This window comes from Providencia sp. 21OH12SH02B-Prov (assembly GCF_027362595.1).
GTDB classification, from domain to species: domain Bacteria; phylum Pseudomonadota; class Gammaproteobacteria; order Enterobacterales; family Enterobacteriaceae; genus Providencia; species Providencia zhejiangensis.
Window position 1 is genome coordinate 4,138,826 of record NZ_CP114796.1, and the last position, 13,989, is coordinate 4,152,814.

Annotated in this window: 12 protein-coding genes; 4 read left to right on the forward strand and 8 right to left on the reverse strand. The window is 43.2% G+C overall.

Going from position 1 to position 13,989, the window contains the following annotated elements; all coding sequences use genetic code 11:
- Positions 1-9: 9 nt before the first annotated feature.
- From pstB to greB, 8 genes are all read right to left on the reverse strand, one after another.
- Positions 10-786: a phosphate ABC transporter ATP-binding protein PstB gene (gene pstB / locus O7C57_RS19015; protein WP_154624392.1), complete on the reverse strand. Its 777-nt coding sequence runs from the start codon at positions 784-786 to the stop codon at positions 10-12.
- 38 nt (positions 787-824) lie between these two features.
- Positions 825-1,706, reverse strand: a complete 882-nt coding sequence (gene pstA, locus O7C57_RS19020; protein WP_154624391.1) for a phosphate ABC transporter permease PstA — start codon at positions 1,704-1,706, stop codon at positions 825-827.
- A gap of 1 nt (position 1,707) precedes the next feature.
- Positions 1,708-2,664 (reverse strand): phosphate ABC transporter permease PstC, encoded by a 957-nt coding sequence (pstC, locus tag O7C57_RS19025; RefSeq protein ID WP_154624390.1) that lies wholly within the window; start codon positions 2,662-2,664, stop codon positions 1,708-1,710.
- A gap of 111 nt (positions 2,665-2,775) precedes the next feature.
- Positions 2,776-3,819, reverse strand: a complete 1,044-nt coding sequence (pstS, locus tag O7C57_RS19030; protein ID WP_154624389.1) for a phosphate ABC transporter substrate-binding protein PstS — start codon at positions 3,817-3,819, stop codon at positions 2,776-2,778.
- 519 nt (positions 3,820-4,338) lie between these two features.
- Entirely contained in the window at positions 4,339-5,259 is a 921-nt protein-coding gene (locus O7C57_RS19035) for a hypothetical protein (RefSeq protein ID WP_269723448.1), read from the reverse strand.
- Positions 5,260-5,446: 187 nt separating this feature from the next.
- Positions 5,447-6,778 carry a two-component system sensor histidine kinase EnvZ gene (envZ, locus tag O7C57_RS19040; RefSeq protein WP_154624387.1) on the reverse strand — a complete coding sequence of 444 codons (1,332 nt, stop codon included), beginning with the start codon at positions 6,776-6,778 and terminating at the stop codon, positions 5,447-5,449.
- Complete coding sequence (gene ompR, locus O7C57_RS21715) at positions 6,775-7,494, reverse strand: two-component system response regulator OmpR (protein ID WP_004923581.1); 720 nt, start codon at positions 7,492-7,494, stop codon at positions 6,775-6,777. Before ompR ends, envZ begins: the two co-directional genes overlap by 4 nt.
- A gap of 249 nt (positions 7,495-7,743) precedes the next feature.
- Positions 7,744-8,229, reverse strand: a complete 486-nt coding sequence (gene greB / locus O7C57_RS19050; RefSeq protein ID WP_154624386.1) for a transcription elongation factor GreB — start codon at positions 8,227-8,229, stop codon at positions 7,744-7,746.
- 157 nt (positions 8,230-8,386) lie between these two features.
- On the opposite strand from greB, the gene O7C57_RS19055 reads away from it, so the two are divergent.
- From O7C57_RS19055 to O7C57_RS19070, 4 genes are all read left to right on the forward strand, one after another.
- Positions 8,387-10,720 carry a Tex family protein gene (locus O7C57_RS19055; protein ID WP_269723449.1) on the forward strand — a complete coding sequence of 778 codons (2,334 nt, stop codon included), beginning with the start codon at positions 8,387-8,389 and terminating at the stop codon, positions 10,718-10,720.
- Between the two features lie 352 nt (positions 10,721-11,072).
- The gene (gene feoA, locus O7C57_RS19060) at positions 11,073-11,303 is read left to right on the forward strand and encodes a ferrous iron transporter A (RefSeq protein WP_154622219.1); all 231 of its coding nucleotides are present in this window, start codon (positions 11,073-11,075) and stop codon (positions 11,301-11,303) included.
- 56 nt (positions 11,304-11,359) lie between these two features.
- Positions 11,360-13,678, forward strand: coding sequence for a Fe(2+) transporter permease subunit FeoB (gene feoB / locus O7C57_RS19065; RefSeq protein WP_154622220.1), 2,319 nt, complete (start codon positions 11,360-11,362; stop codon positions 13,676-13,678).
- Between the two features lie 10 nt (positions 13,679-13,688).
- Positions 13,689-13,922 carry a FeoC-like transcriptional regulator gene (locus O7C57_RS19070; protein ID WP_154622221.1) on the forward strand — a complete coding sequence of 78 codons (234 nt, stop codon included), beginning with the start codon at positions 13,689-13,691 and terminating at the stop codon, positions 13,920-13,922.
- The last annotated feature ends 67 nt before the right edge of the window (positions 13,923-13,989 follow it).

Sequence of the window (13,989 nt, forward strand, 5' to 3'; positions counted from 1 at the left end):
GGCTCCCTATCAACCGTAACGACCTGTAATATAGTCTTCGGTTTGTTTCTTTTCAGGTGTGGTAAACATCTTGTCTGTGTCATTAAACTCAATCAACTCACCTAAATACATAAAGGCCGTATAATCCGAACAACGTGCAGCCTGTTGCATATTGTGAGTGACAATGACCACGGTATATTCAGATTTGAGTTCGCTGATCAACTCTTCAATACGCCCAGTTGAAATGGGGTCAAGGGCTGAACATGGCTCATCTAATAATAAAACTTCAGGGCGAATAGCGATACCACGAGCGATACACAAGCGCTGTTGCTGACCACCAGAAAGACTATAACCACTTTGATGCAGTTTATCTTTGGTTTCATTCCACAGCGCAGCTTTGGTTAACGCCCACTGAACACGTTCGTCCATCTCAACACGCGATAACTTTTCAAATAAACGGACACCAAAGGCAATGTTGTCATAAATAGACATCGGGAAGGGTGTTGGTTTTTGGAATACCATACCGACTTTGGCACGTAATAACGCGATATCTTGTTTATCAGTCAAAATATTTTGACCGTCTAGCAGAATCTCACCTTCTGCTCGCTGCTCACCGTACAGCTCATACATTTTATTAAAGGTACGCAGCAGCGTTGATTTACCGCAACCGGATGGGCCGATAAAGGCGGTGACTTTGTTTTTTTCAATATCTAACGAGATATTTTTTAGTGCGTGGAATTTACCGTAATAAAAGTTAAGGTCACGTACTTGAATTTTACTGTTTGCGATCTGATTTGCATTAATCATGGCAACTTCTCTCTATAAATCTCTATTCAATCCGGGTGTTAGTGTTTTTTCTTAGCAAACACAACGCGTGCGATAATGTTAATTAACAGGACACATAGGGTGATTAATAGAACCCCTGCCCATGCCAGTTGTTGCCATTCCGAGAACGGACTCATCGCAAATTTAAAGATAGTCACAGGCAAGTTAGCAATTGGCTCACTCATATCTGTGCTCCAGAACTGATTCGACAAAGAAGTGAACAGTAATGGTGCGGTTTCACCCGCAATACGAGCAATCGCTAGCAAGATCCCTGTAATAATCCCGGATACAGATGCTTTAAGCGTAATAGATAAAATCATTTTCCATTTTGGCGTACCTAACGCATATGCGGCTTCACGCAAGCTATCCGGCACCAGTTTCAACATATTTTCCGTTGTGCGGATAACAATCGGAATCTGCAACAGTGCTAAAGCGATAACGCCTGCCCAGCCAGAGAAGTGCTGCATTTGTGCAACCACAATGGTATAGACAAACAGACCTACAACAATTGATGGTGCAGATAACAAAATATCATTAATGAAACGCGTTACAGAAGCGAGCCATGATTTACGGCCATACTCTGCCAAATAGATCCCTGCTAAGATACCTAAAGGGGTGCCTATCACCGTTGCCCACAGAATCAACAAGCCACTTCCGACGATGGCGTTAGCGAGGCCACCACCTTCAGTATTCGGTGGCGGAGTCATCTCTGTGAACAAGTTAAGGGACATCCCATCAATCCCTTTGGTCACCGTTGAAAATAAAATCCAAACCAGCCAGAACAGACCAAAGGCCATGGTTAACATTGAAACAAATAAGGCCATTCGGTTAATCTGACGACGCCATGCTTGACGACGGGCACGTTCTTTTTCGTTAATAACAAAATGTTGAGATGTCGACATATTAACGGCCCTCGTTCTTCGCTAAGCGCATAACCATGAGTTTTGATATCGCCAGAACAATGAAGGTGATAACAAAGAGAATTAACCCAAGTTCCATCAGTGCAGCAGTGTGTAATCCACTTTCTGCTTCGGCAAACTCATTCGCTAGTGCTGACGTAATACTGTTTCCTGGCATAAATAACGAGAAGCTATCCAGTTGATAAGTATTTCCGATGACAAAGGTCACCGCCATGGTTTCGCCAAGAGCACGGCCAAGGCCTAACATGACGCCACCAATCACACCATTACGGGTATAAGGTAAAACAATATTCCAGATCACTTCCCATGTGGTACAACCAATACCATATGCCGACTCTTTCATCATGACGGGTGTTTGTTCAAATACGTCACGCATAACGGAGGCAATGTAAGGAATGATCATAATGGCGAGGATAATCCCTGCCGCCAAAATACCAATCCCGAATGCAGGACCCGAGAAAAGCTCACCGACAATCGGGATACTTGACATCACATTGCCGACAGGCTCTTGGAAATATTCAGCAAACAGAGGCGCAAAAACAAATAGCCCCCACATACCGTAAACAATACTTGGAATTGCTGCGAGCAATTCAATCGCAATACCTAAAGGGCGTTTTAACCAGTTAGGAGCCAGTTCCGTTAAGAAAAGTGCAATACCAAAACTGACGGGTACAGCAATAATCAGGGCAATCAATGACGTCACAATGGTGCCATAAATTGGCACTAATGCCCCAAACTCCTCCGCGGGTGCATCCCATTCCTTAGTCCATAAAAACGAAAACCCAAATTTTTGCATACTCGGCCACGAGGCAAAAATAAGGGAAATAATGATGCCACCAAGCATTAACAAAGTGATTAGTGCGGCAATTTTTACCAATGCGCTAAATATCACATCGCCTGACTTGCTCGGTGCTTTAAATGCCGTTGTTTTCTCGGCCATGCGCTTTGTCTCATCCTACACCTACTTTATTAGTAGGATTTAGTTACTACGTCAGAAGGCGGATGTTAATCCTAAGCATCCGCCATCCATTGCCAACCCGAGGTTCACTGATTAAAACAGTGGTTTACCTTGGCTATCTTTAACTTCTGTTTTCCATGCTGCACGTATTGCTGTCACAACTTCTGCGGGTAGTACAGCGTAATCTAATGCTTCAGCTTGTTGACCACCTTTTTCGTAAGCCCAGTTAAAGAAGTCGAGCACCGCTTTTCCTTTTTCTGCATTCGCTTGATCTTTATGAACTAAGATAAATGTGGTGGATGTGATTGGCCATGCATTTTCACCATCACGGTTAGTCAGGTCTTGAGCGAATGACTTAGACCAGTCCACTTTTTTCGCTGCCGCACTGAAGCTTTCACCTGTTGGTGAAACCACCTTACCATCCGCTGAAACGAGTTTAGTATAAGCAAGATTATTCTGTTTTGCATAAGCATATTCAACATAACCGATAGAGCCTGGTAGACGTTGAACGAAGGCTGCAACGCCATCATTACCTTTACCACCTACGCTGTTTTTCGGCCAATTAACCGTTGAACCCGCACCGATGTCATTTTTCCAATTTGAACTCACTTTCGATAAATAGCTAGTGAAGACAAAAGTGGTACCGGAACCATCAGAACGTCTTACTACCGCAATATTTTGGTCTGGTAAGTTAACATCAGGGTTCAGCTTAGCAATTGCGGGGTCATTCCATTTGGTGATTTTGCCAAGATAGATGTCACCCAACGTCGTTCCGTCTAATGTCAATTGACCAGACTGGATACCTTTCACATTAACGGCCAAGACAACGCCGCCGATAACTGTTGGGAACTGGAACAGGCCATCTTGCTTCAATTTTTCATCAGTCAATGGCGCATCAGATGCACCGAAATCAACTGTTTTCGCATTAATTTGTTTAACGCCACCAGAAGAACCGATTCCCTGGTAGTTCACTTTATTACCTGTTTCTTTCTGATAAGAGTCCGCCCACTTAGCGTAAACAGGGGCAGGGAATGTTGCACCCGCGCCAGTTAAGCTTGTGGCAGCAAAAGAAGACATCGCAGTCATTGAAAGAGTTGCTGCCATTACGCTAGCTAAGGTTGTACGCATCATTTTCATAATCCCTCCGGGGATGTATAGAAACAATTAAGTGTAAATTGTTGGTGAAATGTCACGGTAGGAAAAATAGGACAATTTGATGACAACAACATGTCTGATTTATGACAGTTTTATGACAATTGATTATTTTAGCGTATTTATTAAAGCAAAGCGGAAGGCCAATAAAAAAAATTAACAATAAAATCAGATGGTAAGAGATATAATACTCGGCCAATCTGTCATGAGGCAAAAATGACACTCTGTCATAAAAAAGTCGCACAATTCTTTTTTGCCGCCTCTCAGGATCGATCAATACTGCTCTGCTCACCATAGCAAAAAGCGCATACACTTGTCATGAGGGGATAGATAACAGTTCATTGCAAGATACGCGCTTTATGATTTTCTAAGCGCTACAGCAAATAACGATGATTAAACACCTAACAAGCAAACCGCCATGACGTGCCCATTGACGCGTAAAATGAGCACGTTAGCGACAATAATCGATCTTATATCCAATTTCAAAATACACATAGACCGACATTATTCTTTATTTGCTTTGTGCTGCATATACTCCTTAAGCTCAGCCAGCACTTGCTCCATACCGACTTTCTTTCCCTGAGTTTGAGAAGGCGTCGTCATTTTGTGGATGCCTTTTAGTGGCGGAGGGGGCGGTGGCGTATCGATTGAAGTCACTGAGGTTTCTTTAAGCCCCTCATACTTTTTGGCATTATTGATAAAAACTTGATGACTTTTCAGCTCTGCCAGCACTTGCGCCATACCGGTTTTCTCCCCCTGAGAGTGCGGAGCAACAGCCATTTTGCCAATGCCCAGAAACTTTGCCATCGGCGGAGGGGGCGGTGGCGTATCGATTGAAGTCACAGAGGTTTTTTCAAGCTCCTCACATTTTTTGGCGTGATTGATAAAAACCTGATGACTTTTCAGCTCCGCCAGCACTTGTGCCATACCAGTTTTCTCCCCCTGAGTTTGCGGAGCAACAGTCATTTTGCCAATGCCCAAAAACTTTGCCATCGGCGGAGGGGGCGGTGGCGTATCGGTTGAAGCCACTGCGTTTTTTTCAAGCCCCTCACGCTTTTTGGCATGATTGATAAAAGTCTGACAACTTTTTAGCTCTGCAAACACTTGCTCCATCCCTATTTTCCCTGCTTTTGTTGGTTGAGCAAGCGGAGTACCAAACTCAGGCATTGGCGGCGGTACTGAAATAGATAGCGGTAATTTTGATGTTGCCAATTGATGTTCCGGTGATTGGATAACCGCGGTCAGTTGTCGACCCCACGTCACCGGTGTAGCCACCTTTTTAGGTTCTTGAAAGAACCCTATTATGGTACATCGTGTACGCTTTATTTTTTGAAATAGGGCAGATTGGTCTCCCTTTCCTTCTATCCTCGCGCATGCATTTTGACTTTGAGAAGAACGGATCGTTTTAAAAAAATTAATCTGCATAGATTCACCCAATTATTTTATTTGGATCTATTATCCAAACGAAACAATTGCTGAGTCTTTTATATAACGATTATTTTATTTATAAACGGCATGTTTTATGAGGTAAATAATTAGGAATGAATACAATTTAAGAATATTTTAGTTAAAGAGATGAGATAGGCTGACAGCTCATTTCACTAACAGCCTGTTATTCTTCTTTTTCTTTCAATGGTAACAGCGCGCGAATGGCAAAACCACCCCGTTCGCTTTTATGAATTTCGATACTGCCCTCATGGGCGTCGACAATACGGCGGATAATCGCTAAGCCAAGGCCTGTTCCCTTATTGCTACGCGCTTTTTCCCCTTGCACAAACGGTTGAAAGAGACGTTGGATATCCTCTTCCTTAATTCCTGCACCATCATCTTCCACTTGGAACCAGACTGAGTCTTCGTTTTTACCACTGCTGACTTTAATCCAACCATTACCATAACGATAGGCATTCACGATCATATTCGTAATTGCCCGCTTAATCGCCAATGGATTGGCATTCACAATCAGATTACCTGGCTCAAATGCCGTTTCAATTTCACCTGTAACACTGCTTTCCGCGGTGACGGCTTCATTTAAGATTGCATTCAGGTCACAGAACTCCATATTCATTTCTTGACCGGTCTTCAGGTAGTCCATGAATTGACCAATGATCGCATCGCACTCTTCAATATCTTTATTGATGGATTCAGCAAGATAACCATCTTCTGGACTCATCATTTCCGTCGCTAAACGTATGCGTGTTAATGGTGTACGGAGGTCGTGGCTGACCCCTGCCATTAATATAGTACGGTCATTTTCAAGTGTTTTGATGCCGGCTGCCATGTGGTTAAAGGAGCGAATTGCGGCTCTTACCTCTGCGGCGCCTTTTTCCTGCATAGCAGGCAGAATAACCCCTTTACCTACTTGACCAGCATGGTATTCAAGCTCCAGTAAGGGTTTATTTTGATAACGGATATAGAGCCAAACACCGGCAAAAATAAACAGAAAGATTGCTAATGTATAACGGAATACTAGCGAGAATTGGTTTTGCCCTATTTCGGTCAAAGGTACCCGTACCCAGATATCGGGGGCAAGATAAGACGTTAGCCAAAGAATAGGATATTCGCGGCCAAGTTCTAAACGGACTTTAGCTTCACCGCCAATATATTCAGACATGTTTTCACTGAGGAAATCATATTCTTTAGCCCAATTTAAGCCTTCTTCCATGGCAGCTGATTGGGCATAAAATGTGATCCCTAACTCATTATAAATCTTTTTACGCAATGCAGGAGAAACCCGCACAGTGGTTCCATCTTGCAGCACCATCTTTTCCGTCATTAAAGTTCGTACTTCATAAGCCAGTACTTTATTAAACTGTTGCAAACTTGGCATCACAACAAAGTTCAATACCACCATATAGCTGGTGACAAGGCTGGCAAACAATAAGGCAACGAACAAAAATAACGAACGAGAAAATGTACTACGGCGAGAGAACCTCAATCGCTTCATGCTTTACTACCGTCCGGTACAAACACGTAACCCAGTCCCCAAACTGTTTGGATATAGCGGGGATGAGCAGGATCTTCTTCAACCATACGGCGTAAACGTGAGATTTGCACGTCAATTGAACGTTCCATCGCACTGTATTCACGGCCTCTCGCCAAGCTCATCAGCTTATCACGAGATAATGGTTCCCTTGGATGCGAAACCAGCACTTTTAGTACGGCAAACTCACCACTGGTTAAAGGCATATTTTCTTCGCCTTGGAACATTTCACGAGTACCAAGGTTAAGTTTAAATTTACCGAATGTGATAATGGCATCATCCTGAGATGGTGCACCAGGTAGTTCATTTGCTTGACGACGTAATACCGCACGGATACGCGCCAATAATTCACGCGGGTTAAATGGTTTCGGGATGTAGTCATCGGCACCAATTTCTAAACCAACAATACGATCAACTTCTTCACCTTTTGCCGTCACCATAATAATCGGAATCGGATTATTTTGACTACGCAAACGGCGACAAATTGACAGGCCATCTTCACCCGGCAACATTAAATCTAAAACAATAAGATGAATAGATTCTCGCGTGAGGATCCTATCCATTTGTTCTGCATTGGCGGCACTACGTACCTGAAACCCTTGTTCCGTGAGATAGCGTTCTAGTAAGGCACGTAAACGCATATCATCATCGACAACAAGAACTTTATAACTTTCTTGCATTTTGTAGCCCTCAAGATGTGCAATCTATTGAAATTACCTTTAAAAATAAGAGCATACCCACCATTCCCAAAAATTATGGGTGTCACCAAATTCACAGTTATCTAAATGATCGCCACATCATATTAATGCGTTTTTTCGCTAGCCTGTGATAGTGGTATATAACTTAATTATTTTGCGTATAAGTTAAATATAAAATAGTTAATGCTCTAATTTACCATCAACTTGAAATTTAATGAATAATTTTACGCGTTATAGGGCTAGAGGTTTATAACTAATTTCTAATATCGAATAGGTCACAATCCCCCCCGGCGTGTTGACAGTAATTTCATCGTCAACCTGCTTACCAACTAGTGCTCGAGCTACTGGAGAGTCAATCGAAATCCAATTTTTAGAGGGATTAAATTCGTCAGCACCCACTAACCGGAATATTCTGATATTTTCATCATCATCTTCTAGTTTAACCCATGCCCCAAAAAAAACACGCCCTTCTTGCCGTGGGTCAGGTTCGACAATCCTGAGTTGATCCAATCTTTTAGATAAAAAACGAACTCGACGATCAATTTCTCGCAAGCGTTTTTTGCCGTAAATATATTCCGCATTTTCTGAGCGGTCGCCTTGTGCTGCGGCTTCAGAAACGGATTGGGTCACTCTTGGACGCTCTTCTTTCCAAAGGTACTTAAGTTCTTTGTCCAGAGCATCCCAGCCTTCGCGTGTGATTAACAGACTCTTATTCATAACCTTTATAAATTAGTAAGCAAGTTAGATAATTATAAATTATATACAGAATTATTCTTTGACTTTAATAAAGTTCGCCCTAGAAATTCTGCCTCTGTGCAAGTATAACAGTGCCATAAATTTTTTTATTATTCATTGATTAGGTATTAAAAACGACATGAATGAAACTCTAAGCCAAATAATTGCAGCAGAGCTACAAGTTCAGACGAAACAGGTATTTTCTGCTATCACACTGCTGGATGAAGGAAACACTGTTCCTTTTATTGCCCGTTATCGTAAAGAAGTGACCGGTGGGCTAGATGATACCCAACTTCGTCAACTGGAGAGCCGTTTAGGGTATCTACGAGAGTTGAATGAACGTAAGCAAACTATCCTTAAGTCAATAGAAGAACAAGAGAAACTCACCCCTGAACTCGCCGCTGCCATCAACAATACCCTCAATAAAACCGAACTAGAAGACCTTTACTTGCCCTTTAAACCTAAACGCCGTACTCGTGGACAAATCGCGATTGAAGCAGGTTTAGAGCCATTAGCGGAAGCCTTATGGCATGACCCTAGCCAATCACCGGATGATTTAGCACAAGCCTATATCAATGAAGAAAAAGGGGTTGCTGACGTCAAAGCGGCACTTGATGGTGCCCGTTATATTTTAATGGAACGTTTCGCTGAAGATGCGACATTATTAGCCAAAGTGCGTGACTACTTGCTAAAAAATGCCCACATTGTTTCCAAAGTTGCTGACGGAAAACAAACAGAGGGAGCAAAATTTAGCGACTATTTTGATCATCAAGAGCCTGTTTCTTCCGTTCCCTCTCACCGCGCATTAGCCATGTTCCGCGGTCGTAATGAAGGGATCTTACAACTGTCACTGAATTGTGACCCACAATTTGAAGAGCCGCCTAAAGAGAGTTACTGTGAAGAAATCATTACACGTCACCTTGATGTTAGGTTAAACAATGCACCAGCCGACCAATGGCGTAAAGCCGTCATCAGTTGGACATGGCGTGTGAAAGTGCTGCTTCATCTTGAAACGGAAATCATGAGTTCCTTGCGAGAAAAAGCAGAAGATGAAGCAATCAATGTATTTGCGCGTAACCTCCATGACCTATTAATGGCCGCACCCGCTGGGATGCGCGCAACGATGGGCCTCGATCCCGGCTTACGTACCGGCGTTAAAGTCGCGGTCGTCGATGCAACAGGTAAACTCATCGCAACAGAGACTATCTATCCACATACGGGGCAAGCAGCGAAAGCCGCCGCCGTGGTTGCTGCCTTATGCCAAAAGCACCAAGTGGAATTGGTGGCCATTGGTAATGGTACCGCTTCTAGAGAGACAGAGCGTTTCTTTGCCGAAGTGCAAAAACAGTATCCTGAAGTGACGGCACAAAAAGTCATTGTGAGTGAAGCGGGCGCATCCGTCTATTCCGCTTCAGAGCTGGCAGCACAAGAGTTCCCAGACCTTGATGTATCACTACGTGGGGCCGTTTCTATCGCGCGTCGTCTGCAAGACCCCCTCGCTGAATTAGTAAAAATCGATCCGAAATCGATTGGCGTTGGTCAGTATCAGCACGACGTCAGCCAAACGCAATTAGCCCGTAAACTCGATGCGGTAGTCGAGGATTGTGTAAACTCAGTCGGGGTTGACTTAAACACGGCATCTGTCGCTTTGCTTACGCGTGTTGCTGGTTTGAGCAAAATGATCGCTCAGAATGTCGTGAATTGGCGAGATGAGAATGGCCGTTTTAACGACCGAAAACAGCTCTTGAAAGTGACTCGTTTAGGGCCAAAAGCCTTTGAACAATGTGCCGGTTTCTTACGTATCACTAACGGTGACAACCCACTTGATGCGTCTAGTGTCCACCCAGAGGCTTATCCTGTCGTTGAAAAAATTCTCGATGCCGTTCGTCAACCTCTCAAAGAGATCATGGGCAACTCACAAGCCTTGAATAGTTTAAGCCCCCATGATTTTACAACAGAGCAGTTTGGTGTTCCTACCGTCACGGATATTATCAAAGAGCTAGATAAACCGGGTCGAGACCCTCGGCCTGAGTTTAAAACGGCAACCTTTGCTGAAGGTGTCGAAACCATGAATGATTTGACATTGGGCATGATCCTTGAAGGCTCAGTCACTAATGTCACTAACTTCGGTGCGTTCGTCGATATCGGTGTTCACCAAGATGGTTTAGTCCATATTTCATCGCTGTCTAACAGTTATGTCGATGACCCGCATAAAGTGGTCAAAGCTGGCGATATTGTAAAAGTCAAAGTGATCGACGTTGATATTCCGCGTAAACGCATCGCGCTCACTATGCGCTTAGATGAGCAACCGGGTGATAGCCATAGTTCATCGCGTAGAACGAACCATTCGCAAGATAGAAACTCACGGAAAACACCGTCGACACCTCGCGATACTTCACGAAAAAATAATAGTTCCGCGGGAAACAGTGCGATGAGCGATGCCCTCGCCGCCGCATTTGGCAAAAAACGCTAAGTCAGACTCCGCAATAAAAACACCTCTACAATCGACTTTCTCTTTGATTGTAGAGGTTTTTAATCCCACCCCGACAATTTCATTACGTTAATATTTAACAAAACGAATACATTAAACTGTTTTTATTTACCTGCACAACTTAGGTTCATCAATCCGAAGTGCCCGTATACTCAATGCTTAGTTGATCCATATCAATTCAGTTTGACGAAAAAAGAGGCTAAATATAGTGAATAGTTGATGATTATAATTCTCATTATTAATTAGATTTATTACTACTTACTGTCTTTTTTGGTCCATAAAAAATTATATTTTTAATAATTATCATTACTACTCATGATAAACGGAAGGCGTTATGTCATTACTTCCTCAACATAGCTACAAAATACTCGGTTTCTCACCACAGATAAGCCCCGCTTACCGACAAAAATTGCTTTCACTTGGTCTATTACCCGGCTCTATCTTTAAGGTGGTGCGTTGTGCTCCTTTCGGTGATCCGATTCAAATCGAAACACATCGAGTGAGTCTTGTATTACGCAAAAAAGATTTAGCGTTACTTAACCTTGACGAAACCACAGCCACCTAACATCACGGATTACTGCACCAGGTCGTTATCTTAAATTTTTATTACTGGTAAACACTATGAAACCATTAACTATCGGTCTAATTGGCAATCCAAACGCAGGTAAGACCACACTGTTTAACCAATTAACAGGGTCTCGCCAACGTGTTGGTAACTGGGCAGGGGTGACTGTCGAAAGAAAGGTTGGGCGCTTTAATACAACGCAACATCATATTGAGTTAGTCGACCTACCGGGGACTTACTCTTTAACAACGATTTCTGAGCAAACATCGCTGGATGAGCAAATCGCGTGCTATTTTATCCTCAGCGGTGAAGCCGATATGCTCATCAACGTCGTAGATGCCTCTAATTTAGAGCGTAATCTCTATCTGACATTACAATTAGTTGAATTAGGCGTGCCCTGTATTGTGGCGCTGAATATGCTGGACATCGCACAAAGCCAACATATTGAAATCGATGTGGAAAAATTACAGCAACAATTAGGCTGCCCTGTTATTCCTTTAGTTTCAACTCGAGCAACGGGCATTGATAAGCTCAAACAAGCTATTGATAATCACCCACAAAATAACATGACAGCCTTGGTTGAGTATCCCACGGCGCTATTACAAGCGGTCGATACATTATCAGAACAAATTTCAGCACAACAATTCAGTCAACAGCAGCGTCGTTGGCTGGCGTTGCAAATTCTTGAAGGTGATATTTATAGTCGCCAACGTGCAAATATTACAGAAGCACAACTACATGCTACTCAGCAAAACTTAAAAAATAGCTTAAATGAAGAACCTGAACTGCTCATAGCGGATGCGCGTTATCAATCCATCGCCGCTATCTGTGAAAAAGCGATAAACAATAGTGCTGCTGAACCTAATCAATTAACTCAGTCACTGGATAAAATTATTTTAAATCGTTGGCTTGGGGTGCCGATTTTCCTATTTGTCATGTATCTGATGTTTGTTCTGGCCATTAATATTGGCGGTGCACTACAACCGTTCTTTGAAGGGGCTTCAGAAGCCATTTTTATTCATGGCATACAATGGATTGGTGATTATTTTAGTTTCCCTGATTGGCTAACAGTATTCCTCGCCCAAGGGATTGGTGGAGGTATTAATACCGTTCTCCCACTCGTACCGCAAATCGGTATGATGTACCTATTTTTATCGGTCTTAGAAGATTCAGGCTATATGGCTCGCGCCGCATTTGTGATGGACAGGTTAATGCAAGCGTTAGGCCTACCCGGTAAATCCTTCGTACCACTGATTGTTGGCTTTGGTTGTAACGTTCCTTCTATTATGGGGGCGCGTACACTGGATGCACCACGTGAACGTTTAATTACCGTGCTCATGGCACCGTTTATGTCCTGTGGTGCACGTTTGGCAATTTTTGCCGTATTTGCGGCGGCATTCTTTGGTAAAAATGGGGCGAGTATTGTTTTTTCACTCTACATTTTGGGGATCGTGGTGGCTATCTTAACGGGTCTCCTGCTCAAACATACACTCATGCGTGGTGAAGCTTCCCCCTTTGTCATGGAACTACCGGTTTATCATGTTCCACACCTTAAAACCTTATTGATCCAAACATGGCAGCGCTTAAAAGGGTTTGTGGTTCGTGCAGGTAAAGTGATCGTTATCGCCAGTATGTTTATTGGTGCCTTGAATAGTTTCTCTTTATCCGGCAAACCCGTTGATAATATTAATGACTCTGCTTTAGCTTCCGTCAGTAAAGTGATCACGCCTGTTTTACAACCGATTGGGGTGCACACAGATAACTGGCAAGCCACAGTGGGCTTAATTACGGGGGCAATGGCAAAAGAGGTCGTTGTGGGGACCTTAAACACCCTGTATACCGCGGAAAGTATTACGGCAGAACCTTTCGATGCTGAGTCATTTGATTTGCTAGCAGAACTTGAAGATGCAGTAGTCGAAACATGGGATAGCTTGAAAGAGACCTTTACCCTAAGTGCCCTTTCAAATCCTATCGAAGCCAGTAAAGGTGATGGCGAAATGGAATCCGGTTCGATGGGAACCATGGCGGCTAAATTTGGTTCTGACATCGCGGCATACAGCTACCTCATCTTTGTGTTGCTGTATGTCCCGTGTGTTTCGGTTATGGGAGCCATTGCGCGAGAAACCAATAAAAGCTGGATGAGCTTCTCGATTTTATGGGGACTCAATGTCGCTTACAGTTTAGCGGCTCTGTTTTACCAAACCGCGACATTCAGCCTGCATCCACAAAGTAGCTTAATAACCATTGTTACAGTCATTATATTTAATATGGTGCTCTTTGCCTTATTACGCCGAGCGCGCAGTCGAGTCACTCTGAATTTAGCCAGTGCTACCGCTAAATCATGTTCCGATTGCTCAGGCAAAACGTGTCACTAAGGGGTTAATCATGGTCAGCTTGTTACAAATCAGAGACTTAATTGCACTGTATGGGCAAGCTGACATTGACTTACTCTGTAAACACTCCCATGCGCCTCAACCTATGGTGCAAGCCATGTTGGAAAAGTTAGTCGCGATGGGAAAATTAGAAAAAGTGGATGTTAGTGCTTGTTTAACCAGCACAAGTTGTAAAGGTTGCCCCGAAAGTACCGGCTGTTCACACCCTATCTATAAAATCAAATAACAGATTATTGAGAGAGCAATAATATTTTGGCATTGTCTCTTTTTTAAAGTTTTCATCAAGCTGATCA

What these genes read in the sequence shown, in the direction of transcription:
- pstB (WP_154624392.1), bottom strand. Translation starts at nt 786, where the DNA reads ATGATTAATGCAAATCAGATCGCAAACAGTAAAATTCAAGTACGTGAC.
- pstA (WP_154624391.1), bottom strand. Translation starts at nt 1,706, where the DNA reads ATGTCGACATCTCAACATTTTGTTATTAACGAAAAAGAACGTGCCCGT.
- pstC (WP_154624390.1), bottom strand. Translation starts at nt 2,664, where the DNA reads ATGGCCGAGAAAACAACGGCATTTAAAGCACCGAGCAAGTCAGGCGAT.
- pstS (WP_154624389.1), bottom strand. Translation starts at nt 3,819, where the DNA reads ATGAAAATGATGCGTACAACCTTAGCTAGCGTAATGGCAGCAACTCTT.
- O7C57_RS19035 (WP_269723448.1), bottom strand. Translation starts at nt 5,259, where the DNA reads ATGCAGATTAATTTTTTTAAAACGATCCGTTCTTCTCAAAGTCAAAAT.
- envZ (WP_154624387.1), bottom strand. Translation starts at nt 6,778, where the DNA reads ATGAAGCGATTGAGGTTCTCTCGCCGTAGTACATTTTCTCGTTCGTTA.
- ompR (WP_004923581.1), bottom strand. Translation starts at nt 7,494, where the DNA reads ATGCAAGAAAGTTATAAAGTTCTTGTTGTCGATGATGATATGCGTTTA.
- greB (WP_154624386.1), bottom strand. Translation starts at nt 8,229, where the DNA reads ATGAATAAGAGTCTGTTAATCACACGCGAAGGCTGGGATGCTCTGGAC.
- O7C57_RS19055 (WP_269723449.1), top strand. Translation starts at nt 8,387, where the DNA reads ATGAATGAAACTCTAAGCCAAATAATTGCAGCAGAGCTACAAGTTCAG.
- feoA (WP_154622219.1), top strand. Translation starts at nt 11,073, where the DNA reads ATGTCATTACTTCCTCAACATAGCTACAAAATACTCGGTTTCTCACCA.
- feoB (WP_154622220.1), top strand. Translation starts at nt 11,360, where the DNA reads ATGAAACCATTAACTATCGGTCTAATTGGCAATCCAAACGCAGGTAAG.
- O7C57_RS19070 (WP_154622221.1), top strand. Translation starts at nt 13,689, where the DNA reads ATGGTCAGCTTGTTACAAATCAGAGACTTAATTGCACTGTATGGGCAA.